Origin of the sequence: Novosphingobium sp. Fuku2-ISO-50 (assembly GCF_001519055.1) — a bacterium.
Lineage (GTDB): Bacteria > Pseudomonadota > Alphaproteobacteria > Sphingomonadales > Sphingomonadaceae > Novosphingobium.
Genome location: NZ_KQ954285.1, coordinates 13,654 through 36,758, shown reverse-complemented (window position 1 = coordinate 36,758; position 23,105 = coordinate 13,654). Strand labels below are relative to the sequence as shown.

Annotated in this window: 19 protein-coding genes; 8 read left to right on the top strand and 11 right to left on the bottom strand. The window is 65.5% G+C overall.

The window, feature by feature from the left end; genetic code table 11:
- Entirely contained in the window at positions 1-1,581 is a 1,581-nt protein-coding gene (locus AQZ50_RS00145) for a FadD3 family acyl-CoA ligase (RefSeq protein WP_067740978.1), read from the top strand.
- A complete protein-coding gene (locus AQZ50_RS00140; protein ID WP_067740976.1) occupies positions 1,578-2,345 on the top strand; it encodes an SDR family NAD(P)-dependent oxidoreductase in 768 nt (255 codons plus the stop codon). The genes AQZ50_RS00145 and AQZ50_RS00140 overlap by 4 nt, the downstream gene beginning before the upstream one ends.
- Before the next feature lie 37 nt (positions 2,346-2,382).
- Here the strand turns inward: AQZ50_RS00140 and AQZ50_RS00135 are convergent, their stop codons facing one another.
- Positions 2,383-4,305 (bottom strand): flavin-containing monooxygenase, encoded by a 1,923-nt coding sequence (locus AQZ50_RS00135; protein WP_067740973.1) that lies wholly within the window; start codon positions 4,303-4,305, stop codon positions 2,383-2,385.
- 148 nt (positions 4,306-4,453) lie between these two features.
- Complete coding sequence (locus AQZ50_RS00130) at positions 4,454-5,560, bottom strand: GGDEF domain-containing protein (RefSeq protein ID WP_067740970.1); 1,107 nt, start codon at positions 5,558-5,560, stop codon at positions 4,454-4,456.
- 259 nt (positions 5,561-5,819) lie between these two features.
- Here AQZ50_RS00130 and AQZ50_RS00125 point away from each other — a divergent pair, with 259 nt between their 5' ends.
- A complete protein-coding gene (locus AQZ50_RS00125) occupies positions 5,820-6,890 on the top strand; it encodes an aromatic ring-hydroxylating oxygenase subunit alpha (protein ID WP_304437920.1) in 1,071 nt (356 codons plus the stop codon).
- A gap of 3 nt (positions 6,891-6,893) precedes the next feature.
- Here AQZ50_RS00125 and AQZ50_RS00120 read toward each other — a convergent pair whose 3' ends face one another.
- The 8 genes from AQZ50_RS00120 to sseA form a co-directional block, all read right to left on the bottom strand.
- A complete protein-coding gene (locus tag AQZ50_RS00120; RefSeq protein WP_067740967.1) occupies positions 6,894-7,697 on the bottom strand; it encodes a phosphoadenylyl-sulfate reductase in 804 nt (267 codons plus the stop codon).
- Positions 7,690-8,118 (bottom strand): DUF934 domain-containing protein, encoded by a 429-nt coding sequence (locus tag AQZ50_RS00115; protein WP_067740965.1) that lies wholly within the window; start codon positions 8,116-8,118, stop codon positions 7,690-7,692. Before AQZ50_RS00115 ends, AQZ50_RS00120 begins: the two co-directional genes overlap by 8 nt.
- The gene (locus AQZ50_RS00110; RefSeq protein WP_067740963.1) at positions 8,111-9,745 is read right to left on the bottom strand and encodes a nitrite/sulfite reductase; all 1,635 of its coding nucleotides are present in this window, start codon (positions 9,743-9,745) and stop codon (positions 8,111-8,113) included. The genes AQZ50_RS00115 and AQZ50_RS00110 overlap by 8 nt, the downstream gene beginning before the upstream one ends.
- A gap of 21 nt (positions 9,746-9,766) precedes the next feature.
- Complete coding sequence (locus AQZ50_RS00105) at positions 9,767-10,078, bottom strand: DUF2849 domain-containing protein (protein ID WP_067740960.1); 312 nt, start codon at positions 10,076-10,078, stop codon at positions 9,767-9,769.
- Positions 10,075-10,854 (bottom strand): uroporphyrinogen-III C-methyltransferase, encoded by a 780-nt coding sequence (gene cobA, locus AQZ50_RS00100; RefSeq protein WP_156427184.1) that lies wholly within the window; start codon positions 10,852-10,854, stop codon positions 10,075-10,077. The genes AQZ50_RS00105 and cobA overlap by 4 nt, the downstream gene beginning before the upstream one ends.
- A gap of 69 nt (positions 10,855-10,923) precedes the next feature.
- The gene (locus AQZ50_RS00095; RefSeq protein ID WP_067740955.1) at positions 10,924-11,859 is read right to left on the bottom strand and encodes a mechanosensitive ion channel family protein; all 936 of its coding nucleotides are present in this window, start codon (positions 11,857-11,859) and stop codon (positions 10,924-10,926) included.
- Entirely contained in the window at positions 11,856-13,097 is a 1,242-nt protein-coding gene (gene metC / locus AQZ50_RS00090) for a cystathionine beta-lyase (RefSeq protein ID WP_067740953.1), read from the bottom strand. Before metC ends, AQZ50_RS00095 begins: the two co-directional genes overlap by 4 nt.
- A gap of 52 nt (positions 13,098-13,149) precedes the next feature.
- Positions 13,150-13,995, bottom strand: coding sequence for a 3-mercaptopyruvate sulfurtransferase (gene sseA / locus AQZ50_RS00085; RefSeq protein WP_067740950.1), 846 nt, complete (start codon positions 13,993-13,995; stop codon positions 13,150-13,152).
- Positions 13,996-14,218: 223 nt separating this feature from the next.
- Here sseA and queF point away from each other — a divergent pair, with 223 nt between their 5' ends.
- On the top strand, positions 14,219-14,674 hold the full coding sequence (queF, locus tag AQZ50_RS00080) for a preQ(1) synthase (protein WP_067740948.1): 456 nt from the start codon (positions 14,219-14,221) through the stop codon (positions 14,672-14,674).
- Positions 14,675-14,681: 7 nt separating this feature from the next.
- Here the strand turns inward: queF and AQZ50_RS00075 are convergent, their stop codons facing one another.
- Positions 14,682-15,386, bottom strand: coding sequence for an HD domain-containing protein (locus AQZ50_RS00075; RefSeq protein WP_067740941.1), 705 nt, complete (start codon positions 15,384-15,386; stop codon positions 14,682-14,684).
- A 126-nt stretch (positions 15,387-15,512) separates the two neighbouring features.
- Between AQZ50_RS00075 and AQZ50_RS00070 the strand changes: the two genes are divergently transcribed.
- From AQZ50_RS00070 to AQZ50_RS00055, 4 genes are all read left to right on the top strand, one after another.
- On the top strand, positions 15,513-16,145 hold the full coding sequence (locus AQZ50_RS00070) for a flavin reductase family protein (protein WP_067740938.1): 633 nt from the start codon (positions 15,513-15,515) through the stop codon (positions 16,143-16,145).
- 74 nt (positions 16,146-16,219) lie between these two features.
- Complete coding sequence (locus tag AQZ50_RS00065; protein ID WP_067740935.1) at positions 16,220-17,638, top strand: aspartate aminotransferase family protein; 1,419 nt, start codon at positions 16,220-16,222, stop codon at positions 17,636-17,638.
- A gap of 4 nt (positions 17,639-17,642) precedes the next feature.
- Positions 17,643-19,643, top strand: a complete 2,001-nt coding sequence (locus tag AQZ50_RS00060; RefSeq protein WP_067740932.1) for an OPT family oligopeptide transporter — start codon at positions 17,643-17,645, stop codon at positions 19,641-19,643.
- 91 nt (positions 19,644-19,734) lie between these two features.
- A complete protein-coding gene (locus tag AQZ50_RS00055) occupies positions 19,735-22,986 on the top strand; it encodes an acetyl-CoA carboxylase family protein (RefSeq protein WP_067740929.1) in 3,252 nt (1,083 codons plus the stop codon).
- Positions 22,987-23,105: the final 119 nt, after the last annotated feature.

Genomic DNA, 23,105 nt, shown 5'->3' with positions numbered 1-23,105 from the left:
ATGACCGAAACTCCGGGCATCTGGCCCCCGACGATTCCAGAGGCGGCGCGGCGCGCCGCCGAGACCTGGCCCGATGCGCCAGCGCTGCTTGCGGGTGACAGGTGCTGGACTTTCGCCCAGCTTTGGGCCGATGCGCGCGCCACGGCTTCGGCCATGCTTGCTGCCGGATTGCGGCATGGCGATCGCGTCGGCATCTGGGCGCCGAACACGCGCGAATGGATTCTGGCGGCGTTGGGCGCGCAGAGCGTGGGCGCGGCGATCGTGCCGATGAACACGCGCTTCAAGGGCGGCGAGGCGGGCGACATCCTGCGCCGGTCGCGGGCCAAACTGCTGTTTGCTCCGGCCCACTTTCTGGGTCAGGATTATGGCGCGTTGATCGCCGGGGAAGACTTGCCCGACCTTCGCGAAGTGATCGCCATCGACCGCGATTTCGACGCCTTTGTCGCACGGGGGCAGGGCAGCGATGATCCGGCGGTTGACGCGGCGCTCGCCGGGGTAGGCCCCGACGACATCTGCGACATCATTTTCACCTCGGGCACGACCGGCCGCCCCAAGGGCGCGCTGACCGCGCACCGGCAAGTGCCGCAAAGCTTTGGCGACTGGGCGGTGCGCGTCGACTTGCGTGCCGGGGACCGATACCTGATCGTCAATCCGTTCTTCCACACCTTTGGCTACAAGGCGGGCTGGGTCGCCTGTCTCGTGCGCGGGGCGACGATGATTCCGCTGCCGACCTTCGACGTGGCCGAAGTCGTGCGACAGGTGGAACAGAACCGTATTTCGTTCATTCCCGGCCCGCCGACGATCTATCAATCGCTGTTGCAGGAGCTGGGAAGCGGCGAGCGGCGCGACTTTTCCTCGCTGCGTGTGGCCGTCACCGGGGCGGCGCCGGTGCCGCCCGCGCTGGTCGAACGCATGCGGCACGAATTGGGCATGCAGAATATCGTCAACGGCTATGGCATGACCGAATGCGGGGTCATCGCGATGACCCGTCAGGGCGACGATGCCGAAACCGTGGCGCATACCTGCGGCTATCCGATGCCCGGTATCGAAGTGCGCTGCGTCGATGACGAGGGGCATGACCGGCCGTCGGGCCAGGCCGGCGAATTGTGGGTGCGCGGGCATGGCGTGACGCGCGGCTATCTCGACGATCCGGCGGCCACGGCCGAAGCGGTCGACGCGGACGGCTGGCTGCATACCGGCGATGTCGGCACGATTGATGCGCGCGGTTATCTCGCGATCACCGACCGCAAGAAGGATCTGTTCATTTCCGGCGGGTTCAACGTCTATCCTGCCGAAGTCGAAAAGCTGCTCGCCGGGCATCCGGCGGTGGCGCAGGCGGCTGTGATCGGCGTGCCCGACGAACGTCTGGGCGAAGTGGGTCGCGCATTCGTGATCCTGCGCCCCGGGATGACCGCGACCGGGGCCGATCTCACCGCCTGGTCGCGCGAGGCCATGGCCAATTACAAGGTTCCGCGCGGTTTTGTCATCGTGCCCGATTTTCCGCGCAACGCGGCGGGCAAAGTGCTGAAAACCGAATTGCGTGATGTATTGGGAGACAGGGCGTGGGGAGACAAGACATGACCCGATTCACAGGCAAAGTGGCGCTGGTCACCGGCGGCGCGTCGGGCATCGGGCGCGCGGCGGCAATCCGCTTTGCGCAGGAGGGCGCGCGGGTGTTCGTCGCCGATCTCAATCTGGCAGGTGCGGAGGCCGTCGTGGCGGAAATCGGCAATGCGGCCTGCGCGGTGGAAGTCGACATCGCCGATGCGGCAAGCAACCGGGCGATGGTCGACGCGGTCATCGCCGAGGCGGGGCAACTCGACATCGCGTTTCTCAACGCAGGGTATTACGGCGCTGCCGAGGGTCTCGACACGGTCGACGAAGCGTTTTTCGATCGGGTGATCGCGATCAATCTCAAAGGCACGTTCAACGGGATCAAGGCGGTGCAGCCGGTGATCGCAAAGGGCGGTGCGGTCGTGGTGACGGCGTCCGCCGCCGGGGTCATCGGCCATCCCGCCAATCCGGCCTATAGCGCGGCCAAGCATGGTGTCGTCGGGCTCGTCAAATCCTGCGTCACCGCCTTTGCCGAACGCGGCGCGCGTATCAACGCGATTTGCCCCGGCGGCGTGATGACCCCGTTGATCGGTGCGCCGGACGTGGCGATCGTTGCGCCCGGCGATCTGGAGCGTGTCGCGCTGCGCGGCATGGGCAGCGCGCAGCATGTCGCCGAAGTGGCGCTGTGGCTGGCCAGCCCGGCGGCGGGTTTCATCAACGGCCAGGCGCAAGTGATCGACGCCGCGCTGCTGTCGACTTTTGCACCGATCCTGTTGCCAGTCGGTCCCTGATCTAAAGTCGGTCCATGATCTAAAGTCGGGCCCTGATCTACCGGTGCAAGGTATAGCTCCCTGATTCAGGGCGCCGCGTTTCATTGAAGAAATCGACCAGCCGCCAGGGCCACGACAGGAACACGCGGCCTTTCGAATTGTTGTAATAGGAATTGGCGCGCGGGTGGGTCCATATCATCTGCGGCATGCGGGCATCGACCTTGCGGTTCCACGCATCAAATGCGTCCTGCGTCACTTCGAACGCGCGCGCGCCATTGTCAGTCATGCAGTCGAGCGCCTCGATGATCCAGTTTACCTGCACTTCGGAAATCAGGTTTTGACCGGCAGCATGGTTGGGTGCGCTGTTCGGGCCCACGGTGTGGAAATAGTTGGGAAAGCCGGGGATGCACATGCCGAGATAGCTGCGCGGATCTTCCGCGCCCCATTCCTGCCCCAGATCGCGCCCGTCTGCACCCTTGATCGTCAGGTTGCCGACCATCTGCGCCACGTTGAACCCGGTGGCACAGACGATCACGTCGCATTCAAACACCGATCCGTCACGCGCTTCGATGCCGTTTGGCAGGATCTGCGCAATGCCCTGATCCTCCAGGTGCACATTGGGCCGGGCGAGCGCGTCGAGCCACCCGTTATCGAGAATGATGCGCTTGGAAAAGATCGGGAAATCGGGGGTCAGCTTTTCGATCAGGTCAGGCCGGTCGGCGAATTTCTGCTGCAGGTAAGACAGCGCGTATTGCCGCGTCATCTCGTTCCCTTGGGACACCGCCAGCATATTGTCGGCCCACGCCGGATCCTGCAGCACATTGGCGAATAGCCCGTCGGCCGCCGCCCAATAAACGCGGAACCGGAACCATTCCTTGAACGTCGGAATATGCGCCAGCGCCCATTTCATCCCATCGCTCACTTCGTGCGCGATTTCGGGGTTGAACAGCACCCAGTGCCTGGTGCGTTGATAGACGGTCAGTTCGGCGACTTCGGGCGCAATCGCGCCGACCAGTTGCGCTGCACTGGCGCCGGTGCCGATCACCGCGACCCGCTTGCCCGCCAGATCGAGATTCGCCGGCCAATTGGCCGTGTGGACCACCGGGCCATCGAAGCTGTCGAGCCCCGCAATATCGGGAAACTTGTAGCGATTGACCGGGCCGTGGCCGTTGATGACCGCATTGACGACAAGATCCTCGCGCGTGCCGTCGGGGCGGCGCACGGTCACGGTCCAGGTCGCGCTGGCGTCATCCCAGACCAGCGTTTCGACCGTGGTGTCGAACCGCATGTCACGCCGCAGGTCATATTTGTCGGCCACCGTCAGCATATAAGTCTGCATGTCGGCGCCCTTGGGGTGATAATGCTGCCAGTCGGGCCAGATTTCCCAACTGAAACTGTAGAAATGGCTCGGCGTGTCGACTCCGACGCCGGGATAGCGGTTTTCGTACCAAGTGCCGCCGACGTCGCTGTTCTTTTCGATCACGACAAAGTCGTATCCCGCCTCGCGCAGCTTGGTCGCGGCGGCCATGCCGGTCATCCCGGCCCCGATCACCAGCACCTTGAACCCGGCGGGGCGAGGGGCGCGCCCGGGAATCGCGCTACGGTCGATCCATGGGCGAAAACCGCACTGGTCATTGACCAGTTCGATGAATTCATCATCGACCGGTTCACCCACAGTCACCGACATGATCCGCTGCACCAGGGCATCGGACGCGGTCGCCACGCCTTCACCCGTGGTCAGCAGGCGGCGCAGACGCAGGCGCAATTCATCGGCCAGAGCGGTGGGAATATCGGTCGGCGGCTGGGAAAATGCCGGCCGGATATGCGCGGCAAAGCGTTCGAGAAAGGCTGTGTCATGCGACAGGTAAACATACGTCGCCAGCAGGGTCGGCACGTTGGCATCAGCCAGCGCGCGCGCCAATTCGGGTGAATCTTCGACCGGGGCGAATGCCGTATCCTTGGCTGCCTGAACTGTCGCCATTGTGTCGAATCTCTCCCATGCGCACTATATAAGTGTGTACTTACATGAATTGAGTTCGACCGAGAAGCCTGTTCCGACATCATGGTTGCAATTTTGGTAACCGATTGCGCTTCCTTCGCAATTGCATAAAAGGGGGGGCATTGGCCCCCTAGGGCGCGGCCATGACGGCGTTGCGGCCTTGCTCCTTGGCGAGATAGAGCGCCTCGTCGGCGGCGCGCAGCGCATCGCGCGGGTTTTCATAGGCAAAGACATCGGCCACCCCGCCCGAAAAGGTGATGCGACCGATCGGATCGTCGGTCTTGCGATTGATAAAGCGGCGCTCTGAAAAGTTTTCGCGCACGGCATCGAGTTTTTCGCGCGCCTGGGCTTTGGTCAGGCCGCGAAACAGGACGACGAATTCCTCGCCGCCGTGGCGCGCGACGTGACAGTTCTGGTTGCTCAGCTTGTCGAGCGTTTGCGCGACGGCCTGGATGACTCTGTCGCCGGTTTCGTGGCCGTGGTTGTCATTGACTTGCTTGAAATTGTCGATGTCGCAAAAGGCGACGGACAAATGGTCGATTTCGGCCTGTGCCTCGCGGTAATTGCGGTCGAGCACGGCTTCGAACGCGCGCCGGTTGGGCAGTCCGGTCAGGTGGTCGATTTCGGCATCGCGCTGCGCCCGGACGAGCCGCTCGCGCAAGTTGCGCGTTTCGGTTTCGCTGGCCTGAATATCGGCCTCGAGCTTGCGGCTGTGGTCGAGAATGGTCTTGGCCATGGCCAGGACGTCAGCGAGATTGAGGCTGTCGGGTGTGTGCGTTGCGCGATCGACATGGAGTTCAAGCTCGGCATTGCAGTTGGCCGTGCTGGTGCGCGCCTTGTGTGCCGTGGCGGAAAAGCGGTCGAGCGAATCCGACAATTGGGCGATCAGCGCCTGAATCGCCTTTTCCTGATCCTCGCCATGGGTCTGGGCATCGAGCCATTCCTGCGTGATCGGCTCTCCCGCCAGTCGCAGCCGCCCGATGGCGCGCGCCAGTTGCGGGTCTTCGCCGCTGAATGCGGAATGCGCGATCATCAGATTGTGCGTGGTGACCGACAGACGCGCAGAAACAAGGAAATCGGAAATTTCGTTCATCAACCGTTCGTTGGCCCGATCCATCGGCGAAAGCGGATGGTGCGTCGCGGCCGATGGTGCAACCGCGCCGGCCTGCTCGACATCGGAGGCATCGTCGGTCGCCGATGTGAAAAAGCGAAGAAAACGGTGAGCATGCGCGGTCATCGGTGTGATTCTCTATTGGTCGTTATCGCAGCGTGTGGTCGGATGACGAATTACGGTGTTGCCAATGGCCTAGCGCATCTTGGTGAGAATCGTTTTTCCCGGATCTACGCAGGACTGCGCATGATCCGGTGTTCACTGCCTCTGTGCGATTTTTTGCAACACTCCATGAGAATCATTGCGTTTGATCGGATGGGGTCGGCTGCGGGACAAGGGGCGCGAACAGACCCGATCCTGGAGCCCGCCCGCCATGAATGCCCCCGTGACCCCGCCGCCTGCCGTCACATCGGGCCTGCCCGCGGTTCTGCCGCGCGAAGCGACGTTTGATCCCGCCGACCGGGCGATTCTGGCGCGGCACTGGTATCCGGTAGCGCTGGTCTCGGACGTGGCGGACAGGCCTTTGGCGGTACGGCTGCTCGATCAGCGGCTGGTGGTCTATCGCGCCGACGGGGAAATCGTCGTCGCTTCGGAATTCTGCACGCATCGCGGGGTGCCGCTGGGGCAGGGCACGATGGCGGCCGATGGCGGGCCTGAAGGGGTGATCTGCCCGTATCACGGGCTGCGCTTTGGCGCGGGCGGGCGCTGTGTCCATGTTCCGGCGCATCCCGATCGGGCGATACCGGGGCAGTTTCATCTGCGCGCCTATCCTGCTGCAGTCCGCTACGGTCTGGTCTGGACGTGCCTCGATCCTGCGCCCGATACGCCGCCCGTGCTTCCCGCCATGCCGCATTGGGACGAGCCGGCGTTTCAGCAGATCAATTGCCCGCCGGTCGACATCGGCGGCTTTGCCGGGCGCCAGCTCGAAGGTTTCATCGACGTGGCGCATTTCGCCTTTATCCATGTCGCGACCTTTGCCGATCCCGATAATGCGCAAGTGCCGGCCTATCGCCCGCGCCGCACCGATTATGGCTTTGAAGCCGAATACTGGAGCACGATGGGCAATTATCCGGCCAGTGCGGATCACAAGGGCGCCGACGGCTATCGCTGGCTGCGCCACTTCCGGTGCAGCCCGCCGTTTACCGCGACGCTGGAAATCCACTTTCCCCATGACGGTCGGCTGGTGATCATGAATGCGGCATCGCCGGTTTCGGCGCGCATGACGCGGATGTTTGCGCCGATCGCGCGCAATTTCGACAAGGACATCCCGGTTGCCGATGTCCATGCTTTCAACGCACGCGTGTTCGAAGAAGACCGGCAGATGGTCGAAACGCAAGAGCCCGCGCTGTTGCCGCTCGATCCCCTGGCCGAGGCGCACTTGCCCGCAGACATGAGCTCGATGCTTTACCGCCGCCTGCTCAGGGAGATGGGACTGTCTTTCAGCAACCCGGTTTGAGCGTCAGAACGCCGGCTGATAGTCGGGCGGCAGGTCGTCGTCGTTCTGGCCGGGGACATGGATGCCGCATTCGGTCTTGTCCCAGCCTTTCCAGCGGCCCGAGCGCGGGTCTTCGCCGGGGGCGACTTTGCTGGTGCACGGGGCGCAGCCGATCGAGGGATAGCCGCGCGCGACCAGCGGATGGCGCGGCAGATCGTGCGTTTCGAACCAGGCTTCGATCTGCTCGTGAGTCCAGTTGGCCAGCGGATTGATCTTCAGCCGGCCTTCGCCATCGGACCGGTCGATTTCAAAGCGCGGCAATCCGGCGCGGGTCGACGACTGAAACCCCTTGCGCCCGGTGATCGAGGCCTCAAACCCGGCCATCGCGTTTGCCAGCGGCACGACTTTGCGCACTTCGCAGCAGCCATCGGGATCCCACGACCAGCGTAGCCCCTTTTCATCCTTTTTCGCCAGCACCTCCGCATCCGGCGTCAGCACGCGCACATCGCGCAAGCCCAGCCGCGCCACGAGCGTATCGCGATAGGCCAGCGTTTCCGGGAAATGCTTGAGCGTATCGAGAAACAGCACCGGGGTCGCCTGATCGACTTCGGCGACCAGATGCAGCAGAATTGCGCTTTCCGCGCCAAAGCTCGACACCACGGCCAGATCGCCGGCAAGGCTGTCGCCGATCACCGCGCGCAGCATGTCGCGCGTGTCGCTGCCCCGAAACAGGTTGTTGAGCCGGATCGCGTCGGCATCGCTGAAACGCGGTGCCGTCTCGATCCGGTCGATCTTGCGGTCTGTTGCGGGGCGCGCGGCTTCAGCCATGACGCAGCGCCCAGATCGGCTGACGGCCATCGACCGTGCGCTGATAGACTTCGGGCCAGGTGTGGATCGCCTTGTCGACCGCTTCGCGCGTGATCGGCTGATTGGGCAAAAAGGCGTCAAAGCCGACGCGGTGGTAATGGCTGATCTGATCGATCAGGACATCGCCCACCGCGCGCAGTTCGCCGGTATAGCCATGTTCGCGCAAAGCGCGCGCCGAGGAATAGCCGCGCCCGTCGGTATAGGCGGGAAAGGCCACTTCGACGAGTTCGAGCCGATCGAGCAAGGGCAGCAGCGCGCGCGCGTCGTCGCCGGGCGACAGGCGGACGGCGGTGGCATTGCTCGCTTCGCCGAGGTCCGCAAACGGCACGACGGGGGCGGTGCTGGCCGCGTCATCGCGCAGCCGGATCAGGGTATCAACCATAGATCGCTTCCTTGAACGGGGCGGTGCCGATGCGGCGATAGGTGTCGAGGAAGCGTTCGCCCTCTTCACGCTGCGCCAGATAGACGTCGGTGGCCTTTTCGATCGCGTCGACCACGCCGTCTTCGGTAAAGCCGGGGCCGACGATCGTGCCGAGCGAGGTATCCGCGCCTTCCGAGCCGCCAAACAGCAACTGGTAGTTTTCCAGCCCTTTGCGATCGACGCCGAGAATGCCGATATGCCCGGCGTGATGGTGCCCGCAGGCATTGATGCAGCCCGAGATCTTGAGCTTCAGCTCGCCGAGTTCATGCTGGCGGCCGATGTCGGCAAAGCGGGTCGCGATCTTTTGCGCGACCGGGATCGAGCGCGCATTGGCAAGGCTGCAGTAATCGAGGCCGGGGCAGGCGATGATGTCGCTGATCAGGTCGAGATTGGGCGTGGCCAGGCCCGCCGCATCGAGCCTTTGCCAGATCGCGTAAAGGTCGGCCTTTTTGACATGCGGCAGGACGATGTTCTGCGCATGGCTGACGCGCAGCTCGTCAAAGCTGTAATCGCGCCCGATGTCGGCGATCAGACGGATCTGATCGGCGCTGGCGTCGCCGGGAATGCCGCCGGTTGGCTTGAGGCTGACGGTGACGATGGCATAGCCCGGCACTTTGTGCGCATGGACGTTCTGATCGACCCACAGCTTGAAATCGGGATCGGACAAGTCGATCGCATCGGGGGCGGCGGGGTCAAAGCCGGGGTCGGCAAATTGCGCCTTGATCCGTGCCAGCTCGGCCGGCGGCGGTTCGAGGCCGAGCGTCAGGACGTGGGCGAATTCTTCCTCGACCTGACGACGATATTCGTCGGCGCCGAGTTCGTGAACCAGGATCTTGATGCGCGCCTTGTACTTGTTGTCGCGGCGACCGTGCTGGTTGTAAACGCGAAGGCAGGCTTCGAGATAGCTGATCATCTGCAAAGGCGGCAGGAAATCGCGGATCACGGGCGCGATCATCGGGGTGCGGCCCATGCCGCCGCCGACGTAAAAGCGCAGGCCCGTTTCGCCCGCTTCGTTCTTGACCACCTGAATGCCGATGTCGTGCAGCTTCATCGCGGCGCGGTCGGTTTCGCTGCCGATGATCGCGACTTTGAACTTGCGCGGCAGATAGTCGAATTCGGGATGAAACGTCGACCATTGCCGCAACAGTTCGGCATAAGGGCGCGGATCTTCGATTTCGTCGGCGGCGGCACCGGCGAAATGATCGGCAGTGGTGTTGCGGATGCAATTGCCGCTGGTCTGGATCGCGTGCATCCCGACCGAAGCCAGATCGGCCAGGATCGCGGGCGAATCTTCCAGTTTGATCCAGTTGTACTGAACATTCTGGCGCGTGGTGAAATGGGCATAGCCGCGGTCGTATTTGTCCGCGATGTCGCCGAGCATGCGCATCTGGCGCGAATCGAGCGTGCCATAGGGGATCGCAACGCGCAGCATATAGGCATGCAATTGCAGATAGAGCCCGTTCTTGAGCCGCAGCGGGCGGAACTGCTCTTCGCTCAATGTTCCGGCAAGGCGGCGCGCGACCTGGTCGGAATATTCGGCGACGCGGGCATCGACCATCGTCTGATCATGGGTGTCGTACTGATACATCGAAGGATCTTTCGCGAAAAATCAGGCGACCCAGGCAGCAGCGGCCGGGTCGTTGGGGCGAAGCGAGAGGTCGAGCCGGACCGTGGGGCCCAGCGCGCGGATGCGCTCCTTGATATGGACCGGGCGCACAGCGCCGTTCTCGCGCACAGCATCGACCGCATAAGCGCCGACCACGCGGCGCGCGGTTTCCTCGGCGGCGGCGATCGCGGCGGGATCATCGCCGACAGCGGCCGCATCATCGACCGCTTTCGACCAGCCGGAGCCGGTCCACCAGGTCACATCGCCGGTCAAAAGGTCATTGCCGGTCAGGATCTTGAACCGTTCGCTGCTCAACGCACACTCTCCACAAGGCTGGCGAGCTGCGCGGCACCCTGGCGCGCGGCAACTTCGCCGATGATGATCAGCGCCGGGCTCTTGACCCGGTGCGTGGTAACCAGATGATCGAGCCCCGCGAGCACGCCGCGCAGGACGCGCATGTCGGGCCGGGTCGCATTTTCGATCACGGCGACGGGCATCTCGGGCGACAGGCCGTCGGCAATCAGTTTTTCGGTAATCGCCGGGGCCGTGGCGAGGCCCATGTAGATGACCAGCGTGCGGCCCTTGCCGGCAAGGCCTGCCCAATCCTGTTCGGCAAGGCCCTTGCACTGGCCCGCGACGAACGACACGGTCGAGGCCGCATCGCGATGGGTCAGCGGGATTCCGGCCGCCGCCGAGGCGCCCAGCGCCGCGCTGATGCCCGGCACGATCTGCACGGGAACGCTCGCCGCGTGGCAGGCCTCGGCCTCTTCGCCGCCCCGGCCAAAGACGAACGGATCGCCGCCTTTCAGCCGCACCACGTCATTGCCCGCCAGCGCCTCGCGCACCAGCAGCGCGTTGATCGCCTCTTGCGGCATGGTGTGGCGCGATCGGCTCTTGGCAACCGAAACGAACCGCGCGGTCCTTGGCGCCATGGCCAGAATGGCCGGATCGACCAGCCCGTCATGCACGATCAGCCGCGCCTGGATAATCAGGCGGGCGGCGCGCAGCGTCAGGAGATCGGGATCGCCGGGGCCGGCACCGACCAGGTGAACAGTGCCGACGGGCGTGCAGGGATCAGCAGATTGAGCCATGACCTGGCAAATGGGCCCCAGGCGCGCATCTCGCCAGCGAGAATGCCTTGGGGGCCCGCTAGGCCAGCTTTAGGGCTTGGCGTCTTCGCCGGGGACGAGCATTTGGGCCAGGCGGCGCAAGCCGTCGGAATCGCGCAAATGCACGTCCTGTTGCGGATAGGGGATTTCGACCCCGCGTTCGCGAAACAGGTGCCAGGCGTTTTTCAGCACGGCGGAACGGATCGCGCCGATGCCGTTTTCGGGATCGTTGATCCAGCAACTGACCGACATTTCGATCGCGCTCGGCCCCAGGCTCGACAAGAGCACGCTGGGCGGCGGATCGGCCAGCACGCGCGGCAATGCGCTGGCGGATTCGAGCAGCAGTTCCTCGACCTGATCGATGTCGCTGCCATAGGCGATGCTGATCGGGATCGACACCGAGACCCGGCGCGAGGAATAGGACCAGTTTTCGACCTGACTGGTCATCAGGTTTTCATTCGGAATCAGGTATTCGCGGTTGTCGAGCGTGGTGACCGAGACGGCGCGGATGCCGATCTTGTTGACCACGCCCATGGTATTGGTGGTGCCGCTGCTGACCGCGATGACATCGCCCGGCTTGATCGAGCGATCGAGCAGGAGGATGATCCCGGCGATCATGTTGCCAAAGGTTTTCTGCAGACCAAAACCGATGGCAAGGCCAAAGGCGCCCGAAAACACCGTGAACGCGGTCAGGCTGATCCCCAGCGCATCGACTGCCGAGAAAAAGGCAAAGGCCCAGACCGCCAGCGTGATGAGCTTTTCGCCGAGCACCTGCTGCGCCGAATCGAGCCCGCTGATCCGCCGCAACAGCCGCCGCGCGACGCGGCTGCCCACTTGCGCAAAGGCCAGCGCGAGCGCGATGACCAGCACCATCCACATCGCCGTGGCGAGCGAGACGTGATAATGGCCCACATCGATGCTGATGTCGTCGAGCGCGTCGACCACTTCGCGCACGTGAGCGCTGACGCGGTGGGTGGCGGCATTCATGCTTGCGATGCTCCCGCTTTGCGCCACACGGCGAGCGCCCGGGCGAGATCGGCGATCAGGTCGGCTGCGTCTTCCAGCCCGATGGCGAGGCGTACTCCGAAGCGGTCGGCCTGGTCCCAGGCGGCAGGGGGCCATGGCGTTGCGCTGCGCATCGGCGCGGGATCGACCGGCGTTGCCAGGCTTTCGAAACCGCCCCAGCTGTAGCCGATGCCGAAATGATGCAGCGCATCGACCGCCGCATCGCGCGCGGCGCTGGTCCCGCCCTTGAAAACAAAGCTGAACAGGCCGCACCCGCCGGTGAAATCGCGCCGCCACAAGTCATGCCCCGGTGCGCCGGGCAGCATCGGGCAAAGCACATGCGCGATCTCGGGTTGCGCGGCCAGCCATTGGGCGAGCGCCAGCGCGGTCGCGCTCGTGCGTTGCAGGCGGATGTCCATCGTGCGCAGGCCGCGCAGCATCAGCGCGGCGTCATCGGGCGACACGACAATGCCCAGCCCCTGCGCGCGCAGTCGCAATTTGCGATACCAGTCCGCCCCCGCGCTCGCCGATCCCATCATCGCGTCGGAATGGCCGCCGACATGTTTGGTCAGGCTCATCACCGTGATGTCGACGCCATGGCGCAGCGCGGCAAAGCCAAGCGGGCCTGCCCAGGTGTTGTCGATCACGCTGATCACGCCGTGTTCGCGCGCGATTTGCGCCAACTGCGGCACATCGGCCAATTCCATGGTCAGGCTGCCGGGGTTTTCCAGCAGGACGGCGCGCGTGCGCGGACAGATCGCGGCGCGAAAGGCATCGGGATCGGTCGGATCGAACCAGCGCGTTTCGACGCCGAAATCATGCAGCAGCCCGCGGCCCATGCCCCGGCTCGGTTCATAGGCGTTGTCGATCATCAACAGGACATCGCCGGGGCGCAACACGGTCAGCAACGCGCCCGCGATCGCCGCCACGCCCGAGGGATAGAGCACCGTGCCCGCAGCGCCGGGCTCGAGCCGGGTCAGCGCATCGGCCAGCGCCCATTGCGTCGGGCTTCCGCGCCGACCGTAATAGAAATTGCCGTCCTCATTGGCCGGATGCGCGCGCAGCGCCGCCATGTCGGGATAGAGATGCGTGCTGGCGCGCCACACCGGCGGGCTGACCACCGCGCCGGGATGCGCCGGGGTGCCGGTCCATTCGCTGCGGCGCCCTGCGATGGTGACTCGTGTGCCGGGGCCGAGGTTGCTGTCGTCATTGCCGTTCATGCGCCGGGCAAAGCAGGATTGGGCCGCAAAGACAACTGCCTATGGCCGCAGCTTAGCGCGCCGGGCCGGTTTCGACGGGCAACGCGGGGTCGGCGCCCCATTCGGACCAGCTGCCGTCGTAGAGCGCAAAGTCCTCTTTGCCGAGCAGGTGCGCGGCAAACAGCACGACATTGGCCGTCATCCCCGATCCGCACGACGCGATCAGCGGTTTGTCGAGGTCGACTCCGGCGGCAACGAATGCGGCGCGCAGATCGTCGGGCTTTTTCCATGTCCCGTCGGGGGCAAACAGGCTGGCATAAGGCAGGTTGCGCGCGCCGGGGATATGGCCCGAGGCAAGGCCGGGCCGGGTTTCGGCGACTTCGCCGGTAAAGCGCGCCGGGCCGCGCGCGTCGACGACTTGTTCGGCATGGCTGGCGAGATTGGCGATCATCTGCACTTTGTTGCGCACCTGACGATCGTCGCTCCAAACGGTAAAATGACGGTGGCGCAGATGTTCGCGGCCTTGCGCACAGGGGCGCCCTTCGGCTTTCCACCTGGCAATCCCGCCATCGAGCAGCGCGACATTCTGCGCGCCGAACATGGCAAACATGAACCAGGCGCGTGTCGATGAATGGATCGGGCTGTCGTCATAGATGACGATGCGGCTGCCGTCGCCAAGGCCCAGGCTTTGCATCCGGCTGGCGAACTTTTCCGCCGAGGGCAGCGTATTGGCACAAACGGCATTGGTATCGACGAGGTCGTCCAGGTTCATGAAGACCGCGCCGGGGATGTGGCAGGCCGCGTATTCGGCCACCGCGTCGCGCTTGTGTTCGGGCAGGAACGCGCTGGCATCGACCACGCGCAGATCGGTCGCGCCCATTTCCTTGGCAAGCCATCCGGTGCTGACCAGCGAATCCATTCCTGTCGTGCTCCTGCCTGAGGTTTGAGGGGGCGGGCCCTTGCAGCCAACCGTCCGCCGCCATGCGAACCCCATCTTGCAACCCGGGGTGTTTCGTGATGCTTAAACAAGCGTAAGGCAGGCGTCGAGGCGGATCGAGCGCGGTTTTGCGCATTTGTTCCAGTGCGCTTGCCCTGGGGCCACAGGCGCGGCAAAGCGCGCGCGATCGAAAGGACTTTACGCCATGGCTGACCTGAAACCCCTGCATCTTGGCCAGCCGAGCGCCTTGCCCGCTTCACCGGAAGCGGCGGTGCTCGACTATGTGCCCAATCCGCGCGCCGGTTCGCTCTATCTCGTGCGCTTTGCCGCGCCCGAATTCACTTCGCTGTGCCCGGTGACGGGGCAGCCCGACTTTGCCCATCTCGTGCTCGACTATGCGCCGGGCGAGCGAATCGTCGAATCGAAATCGCTCAAGCTGTTTCTCGGCGCGTTTCGCAACCATGCCGGGTTTCACGAAGACGTGACCGTGGGCATCGGCCAGCGGCTGTTTGACGAAATGGCCCCGCGCTGGCTGCGCATTGGCGGCTATTGGTATCCGCGCGGGGGAATCCCGATCGACGTGTTCTGGCAATCGGGCCCCGCGCCCGAAGGGCTGTGGGTGCCCGATCAGGGCGTCGCGCCCTATCGCGGACGCGGCTAATTGCGCTTCAGAGCGCGCCGCCGCCTTCGGATTCGGCCCTGAGCCGGTCGATAAACGCCTGCGCTTCGGCAACCAGCGCGGGGACGCGGGCGCGGGCGGCGGGCGATTGCACGCCGCCGGGCACGTCTTTCAGGTTCTGCTCGATCGTCGCCAAGGCGGCGGTCAGATCGGGCGCGGCATCGGGGTCGGGCGTGGCGGGCGGCGGATTGCCGTGTTCGACGGTGGCCAGGATGCGCGCCACGCCGATGGCGCCGAGCCAGTCGAGCGCATCGGCATCGTGGAGATAGACTGCCTCGGGGCTTGCCGCATGGCGGTAATACATGTGCGTGCGCGTCGCATCGCGCACGGCGCCGAGCTTGGCCGCCGGAAAGCCGAGCCCGGTCAGCACGGGGCCAAGCGCGTCCGCGCCGACGTCGGAATGGTCATGGCTCGGGTCTTTGTCTTCCCAGGGGACAAAGGCGGCGATGTCATGCGCATAGGCTGCGGCAAACAGCACGTCGTCATCGATCGCGACATGATCGGCGCGGGCCAGATCGCGCGCCAGATCGTAATCGCGGCGGCTGTGCTGCCAGCCCCAGGCGGGGTGGCGGAAATGCGCCTTGGCAAAGGCGACGAGCCCGGCGCGCCAGTCGGGCGGGGTCTGCGCGCCGGCCGGAGGCGACAGGACGAGCGCGGCAATAATCACGGCCAGTGGTTTGCATCGGGGATTCATGGCGCGCCTTTCGGTGGTCGATCGCCGTGATCGGAGCGCGCGCCGCGCATGCTGTCAAGCGGGGGATGACTTCGCGGCGTGTCGTGCCTATCTCGGGGGCTATCATGCACAGCAGGGTGCCGACCGATGGATTTCGATTTTTCCCAGCTTCCCGCCGCCGAACGCTATCGCCTGATGACTGCGGCGATCACTCCGCGACCGATCGCCTGGGTTACCACGCAGTCGGCAGCGGGGGCCCGCAACGCCGCGCCCTACAGCTTTTTCAACATGATGGGGTCAGAGCCGCCGATCGTGGTGATCGGCATGGGCCGCCGCGCCGACGGCAGCCACAAGGACAGCACCGCCAACATTCTTGAAACGCGCGAATTCGTGGTCAATCTCGTTTCGGAAACCGATGCTGCAGCGATGAATCTGACCAGCATCGACGCGCCGTCCGACATCGATGAAATCGCGCTCGCCGGGCTGACGACCGCGCCCTCGCTCGCCGTGGCCCCGCCGCGTATCGCCACGGCGCCGGTCGCCATGGAATGCCGGCTCTATCAGGCGCAGGAAATCGGCAGGGCAACGCTGATCATCGGCCAAGTTCTGCGCTTTCACGTTCGCGACGAATTTTATGACCCCGCGAGCCGTCGGCTCGATACGGCGGCGATGCAGATCGTCGGGCGCGTCCATGGTGCCGGTGGGTATGTGCGCGGCACCGACCTGTTCGAGCTCGATCGGCCAAACTGGGCGGCATGGCGGGACGCGTGGGTCGAGTGAATAGCCAATCATGACCATCTGGATCGGAAATTAGGGCATAGCCATGGCGTGGGGTTTTGGGCCATGGAGGGGGGATGAGCGACACGATCGAACCCCAATCCACCGCGCCTGCGCCTTCAGGGCCGAACTCGGCCGAAGCCCGCGACATCCGTTTTCACCTTCATGGCTATACCAACGCCCGCCTGCATGAAAAGGTCGGGCCGCTGGTGATCGAGCGCGGCGAGGGTGTTTATGTCTTCGACAGCGAAGGGCGCCGCTATATCGAGGCGATGGCCGGGCTGTGGAGCGCGGGGCTGGGCTTCAGCGAAGAACGACTGGTCACGGCAGCGACCGAGCAGATGCGCAAGCTGCCTTATTATCATACGTTTACGCACAAGTCGCACGGGCCGGCGATCGATCTGGCAGAAAAGCTGGTCACGCTGACTTCGCCGCTGACGCCGGGCGGGATGAGCAAGGTTTTCTTCTGCAATTCTGGGTCGGAAGCCAACGATACCGCGATCAAGCTGATCTGGTATCGCTCCAACGCGCTGGGCAAGCCGGAAAAGAAAAAGCTGATTTCGCGCCAGCGCGCCTATCACGGGATCACGCTTGCCTCGGCCAGCCTGACCGGCCTGCCCAACAATCACCGCTCGTTCGACTTGCCGATGGCGGGCGTTCTGCACACCGGCTCGCCGCATTTCTGGCGCGATGGTTTGCCGGGCGAGACCGAGGAAGATTTCGCCACGCGCCGCGCCGAAGAGCTCGAAGCGTTGATCCTGGCCGAAGGGCCCGACACGATCGCCGCTTTCTGGGGCGAGCCGGTGATGGGCGCAGGCGGGGTCGTCGTGCCGCCTGCGACCTATTGGGACAAGATCCAGGCGGTTCTGGCCAAATACGACATCCTGCTCGTCGCCGACGAAGTGATCTGCGGCTTTGGCCGGACCGGCAAGATGTTTGCCTGCGAAACATACGCCATTCGTCCCGACATCATGGTCGTGTCGAAGCAGTTGTCGTCATCCTATATGCCGATCGCCGCGCTGATCGCCAATGAGCGCACGATCGGCCCGGTGATGGACGAAACGGCGCGGATCGGCACGCTGGGCCACGGCTTTACCGCCGGGGGGCATCCGGTGGCGACGGCGGTCTCGCTCGAAGCGTTGCGCATCATCGAGGAGCGGGGCCTTGTCGCCAACGCAGCCCAACAGGGCGAGCGGTTGCGCGCCGGGCTGGCCGCGCTGGCCGATCATCCGCTGATCGGCGAAGTGCGCGGTGTCGGCCTGGTCGCGGCGATCGAACTGGTCACCGACAAGTCGGCCAAGCGCGCGCTCGATGTGCCGGGGCAACTGGGCATGCGGGTCTACCATGCCTTGCAGGACGAAGGGCTGATCTGCCGCGCGATCGGCGATGCGATTGCCTTTTGCCCGCCGATGATCATCACGGCGGACCAGGTCGACGCGATCCTTGCCGGCCTGAACGCTGCGCTCGACCGCGTTGCCGGCGAGCTGGGCCTCTAAACACATGGCCGCAGCGCGCGCGCCTGTCGAACTGTCGGTTCGCGGTATTGTCCTTGGCGGGTTGCTGTGCGTGGTGTTTACCGCCGCGAACATCTATCTCTGCCTGCAATCGGGGCTGACTTTTGCGTCGTCGATTCCGGCGGCGGTGATCTCGATGGCGGTGCTGCGGCCATTTCGCGATTCGGGGATTTTGGAAAACAACATCGTTCAGACGATCGCCTCTTCGGCGGGGACGCTGTCGGTGATGGTGTTCATCCTGCCCTGTTTCCTGATGATCGGCTATTGGACGCAAATTCCGTTCTGGCCTGCGTTCTGGATCTGCGCTTCGGGCGGGGTGCTTGGCGTGGTCTATTCGGTGCCGCTGCGGCGCAGTCTGGTGACGGGCTCCGACTTGCCCTATCCCGAAGGGGTCGCGGCCGCCGAAGTGCTGCGCGCGGGCGAAGCGACGCGGGCGGGCGGCGATGCGGGCGATGCGGCCGAAGCGCGGCTGGGCCTGCGCGCGGTGGTGACCGGATCGATCGCTTCGGCGATCATGGCAGTGCTGGTCGGCACGCGGCTGCTCGCGGCCGAAGTTGCCGGTTATGCGCGGTTTGGCGCGGCGGCGACCGGGATGACGGTCAACATGCAGCTCGCGCTGTTTGGCGCGGGGCATCTGATCGGGCTGGCGGCGGGGCTGGCCATGTTGACCGGGCTGGTGCTGGCCTGGGGCGTGGCGGTGCCGGTGATGACCATGATGCATCCCGCGTCCGGCCCTGCCGTCGATCTGGCCATGGACCTTTGGCGGCACAAAGTCCGGTTTGTCTTTGCCGCCGCGATGGCGGTGACCGCGCTGTGGACATTGGTGCAACTGGCGAAGCCCGTCGCCGCCGGGGTCGGCTCGGCCTTTGCCGCGCAGGCGCGCAGGCGCGCGGGCGAAGTGCTCGATCGCACCGAGCAGGATCTGTCGTTCGGCTGGATTGCCGTGCTGATCGTGCTCTTGCTGATTCCGGTCGGGATCTTGCTGCACAGCTTTATCGCGGGCACGCCGCTGGCGGGGCTCGAAGCGCCGCTGATGATTGCGGGTATCCTGTTCGTCGCGCTGACCGGGTTCATGGTCGCGGCGGTCTGCGGCTATATGGCCGGATTGATCGGATCGTCGAACAGCCCGGTTTCGAGCCTGGCGATCATCGGCGTGGTCTGCGCGGCGGGGCTCCTGTCGGTGACGGTCGAGCCGCATCTCGGCATCGAGGCGCGGCCCGCGCTGGTCGCGCTGTCGCTGCTGGTCGCGGGCTTCGTGCTGGGCGTGGCGACGATTGCCAATGACAATCTGCAGGATCTCAAAGCCGGCGAGATGGTGGGTGCGACGCCGTGGCGGCAGCAAGTCGCGCTGATCATCGGGGTGATCGCGGGCGCGCTGGTGATCCCGCCGATCATGGTGCTGCTCGGCCATGCCTATGGCTATGCCGGGGTTGCAGGCGCTGGGCCCAAGGCGCTGGCCGCGCCGCAAGCGCAGTTGATCGCCTCGCTTGCCGGGCAATTCATCGACGGCACGGTCGATTGGTCGCTGCTCGGGACGGGCGCGCTGATCGGGGTCGGGCTGATCGTGTTCGACACTGTGCTCGAGCGGCGCTGGGGCGTGCGTCTGCCCCCGCTGGCGATCGCGTTTGGCGGCTATATCCCGCCCGGCACGATCAGCATCGTGATCATCGGCGCGGTGGCCGGGCATGTGTACGAACGCTACGGTGATGCGCATGCCGCCAATCCCAAACAGGCCGCGCTGTTCCGACGGCTGGGGGTGATCCTTGCCTCGGGGCTGATCGTCGGGGAAAGTCTGGTCAATGTCGTGCTCGCCGGGCTGACTGCGGCGGCCAAGACCGGATTTCTGACCGTGCCCGACAGCGACTGGCCGCTGGCGCTGGTCGGCAATGCGTTTGCGCCATGGGGCATGGTGCTGGCCGTTATGGCGATCTTTGGCATGGTGCTCTGGCTCTATCGCTGGGCGGGTCGGCTGGCTTTGAAGTCCTGATTCGCGAGGGAGCGCGCATCTGCCGCTACGGCATGGCGCTCTCTTCACGGGTCGCTTGCCAGCCCCTGAAATTCGCGCTTTTCTGCGCAGCATGACCCGTATTCTGATTGCCAATCGCGGCGAAATAGCGCTGCGCATCGCGCGCACCATTGCCGAAACCGGCGCCGTGCCGCTGGGCATTCGCGCCGCCGACGAGGCACAGGCGCCGCACCTTGCCGCGATGGCCGCCGCGCATGTCCTGCCGGGGATGGGTGTTGCCGCCTATCTCGACGGCGCGGCGGTGATCGCGGCGGCCCATGCGCTGGGGGCCGATGCGATCCATCCCGGCTATGGCTTTCTGAGCGAAAGCGCGCCGTTTGCGCAAGCCGTGGCCGAAGCAGGGCTGCGGTTCATCGGCCCGGCACCGGAAACGCTAGCGCTGTTTGGCGACAAGACCCGCGCGTTGACGCTGGCGCGTGCCTGCGGCGTTCCGGTCCTGCCGTCGACCACGAACGAGCCCGATTTCGCGGCGTTTTGCACCGAGCATGCGGCGCATGGCGTGATGATCAAGGCGCTGGCGGGCGGCGGCGGGCGGGGGATGCGGCTGGTGCGAGGGCCAGACGATGCGCGGGGCGCGCTGGCGCTTTGCGCTGCCGAGGCCAAAGCCGCGTTTGGCGACGGGCGCATCTATATCGAGCGCGCGATCACCCGCGCGCGCCATGTCGAAGTGCAAGTGATCGGCGACGGCGCGGCGATTGCCGTGCTGGGCTTGCGCGAATGCACATTGCAACGGCGGCGACAAAAAGTGATCGAGATCGCGCCCGCGCCCGATGTGCCGGCGGCGCTGGCCGACCGGCTGGCGGCCCATGCGGTGGCGCTGGGCAAGGCGGCGGGGTTGCACGGCCTGGCCACGGTCGAATTTCTGCTCGACCGCGATGACGCCGATGCGCCGTGGTTCATCGAAGTCAACGCGCGGTTGCAGGTCGAACACACGGTGACCGAAATGACCACCGGGCTCGATCTTGTCGCGCTGCAACTGGCGGTTTCCGGGGGCGCCTCGCTGGCTGCGCTCGACTTGCCCGACTGGCGCGCGGCGCGCGGCTTTGCCGTGCAATGCCGGATCAATGCCGAACGCATCGGCGCCGATGGGGCTCCGCGCCCGGCGAGCGGGACGATTGTCCGGCTCGATCTGCCGGGCGGGCCGGGGGTGCGGGTCGATACCGCCGCTCACGCCGGGTATACCCCGCCGCCCGGCTATGACACGCTGCTGGCCAAGCTGATCGTGCATGTCTCGAACGGCGGTTTGCCTGCGGCCCAGGCAAAGGCGCGCCGTGCATTGGGCGAATGGCGCATCGAGGGTCTTGCGACGTCGGTGCCCTTGCTGATCGCCTTGCTCGACCAACCGCGCGTGCAGATCGGCGATGTCGATACCCGCTATATCGATACGCATGCCGCGCTGCTGGCCGCGGCGGCGCGCGCCCTGGCGCCGGGCGAGGACGATGTGCCCCATGCCCCCGATGCCGGTCTGCCGCCGGAGCCCGGCGCGCAAGCCTTGCGGGCGCCGCTGGCCGGATCGGTCGCGGCGCTGCCCGTCGCACCGGGCGCGGCGATTGCGCCCGGCGCCGATGTCGTGGTGATCGAGGCGATGAAAATGCTGCACCCGGCGACGACCGAGGGCGCGGGCGTGCTGCTCGATCTGCTCGTGGCGGTGGGCGATGTGGTGGCCGAAGGCGCGGTGCTTGGCTGGTGGCGGCGGGGCGAGGGCGGGGCCGAGGCACAGGCCGTGGCCGCGCGCGATCCCGACCATGTCCGCGCCGATCTGGCCGCGCTGCAGGCGCGCCTTGCGCTGACCGGGGATGCCGCGCGCCCCGCCGCGATCGACAAGCGCCATGCCATGGGCTTGCGCACGGCGCGCGAAAATCTCGCGGATCTGTTCGACAACGGGCAGTTTCGCGAAATCGGCGGTCTGGCCATTGCGGCGCAGCGCGGACGGCGCTCGCTCGACGATTTGCGCGCGAATACGCCCGGCGACGGCATGGTGACGGGGATCGGTATGGTCAACGCGGGCCATTGCGGCGAAGACCGCGCCAGCGTGGTCGCGCTGGCCTATGACTTTACCGTGCTTGCCGGAACGCAGGGGCATTTCAACCACAAGAAGACCGACCGCCTGCTTGAAATGGCCGAACGCTGGCACTTGCCGGTGGTGTTCTATGTCGAAGGCGGAGGCGGGCGGCCCGGCGATGTCGATGCCGCGCCGCTCAGCGCCTCATCGCTCGATACGACCAGCTTTACCGCCTTTGCCCGCCTGTCGGGGCAAGTGCCGCGCATTGCGATTGTCGCCGGGCGCTGCTTTGCGGGCAATGCGGTGTTCCTCGGCTGTGCCGATGTGACGATCGGCGTGCGCGGGGCGAATATCGGGCTGGGCGGCCCGGCGATGATCGAAGGCGGCGGGCTGGGCCGGTTTGCGCCCGAAGACATCGGCCCGGCGGAAGAACAATATGCGCTCGGCGTGCTCGACATGCTGGTCGACAGCGAGGCCGAGGCGACCCGCGCGGCACGCGGGTTGATCGGCATGTTCCAGGGCGCCGTCCCGCCCGGCCCGGCGCCAGATCCGCGCGGCTTGCGTGTGTGCGTGCCCGGGGATCGCCAGCGCGTTTATGACATGCGCGCGCTGATTGCCGCGCTCGCCGATGCGGGCAGCGTGCTCGAACTGCGCGGCGGCTATGGGCCGGGGATGATCACCGCATTCGTGCGGATCGGCGGCGAACCGTTTGGCGTGCTGGCCAACAATCCCCGCCATCTGGGCGGTGCGATCGATGCGCCGGGCGCCGAAAAGGGCGCGCGGTTTTTGCAATTGTGCGACGCATTCGACATTCCGGTGCTGTCGCTGTGCGATACGCCCGGCTTCATGGTCGGCCCCGACAGCGAACGCACCGCCGCTGTGCGGCGCGGATCGCGGCTGTTTGTTGCGGCGGCGACGATCGGCGTGCCATGGTTCACCGTGGTCGTGCGCAAGGGCTATGGCCTTGGCGCGCAGGCGATGGCGGGCGGCGATCTGACCGCCAGCCATACCGTCTGCGCCTGGCCCACCGGCGAATTCGGGCCGATGGGTCTGGAAGGCGCGGTCCGCCTCGGTTTCCGCAAGGAGCTTGAGGCCGCCGAAGATCCCGATGCGCTGTTCCGCAAGCTGGTCGATGCGCTCTATGAAAAAGGCAAGGCGATCGGCGTCGCCGAAGTGCTGGAAATCGACGCGGTGATCGATCCGGCGGAAACACGCGATTGGCTGCTGACCGGATTGCGCGCCGCTCGCACGCACCCGCGCCCGCGCCCGCGCGACCGGCGCCGGTTTGTCGACGTGTGGTGACATCGCAATATCGATTGTGGCGGGCCGCTTCCCCAAATGGTCACTTGCTTGACCTGGTTTGTATGTTAATCGATTAATGAAACCGATGGGCGGCGCAGTCACGCCGCCTGCGGCAGGAG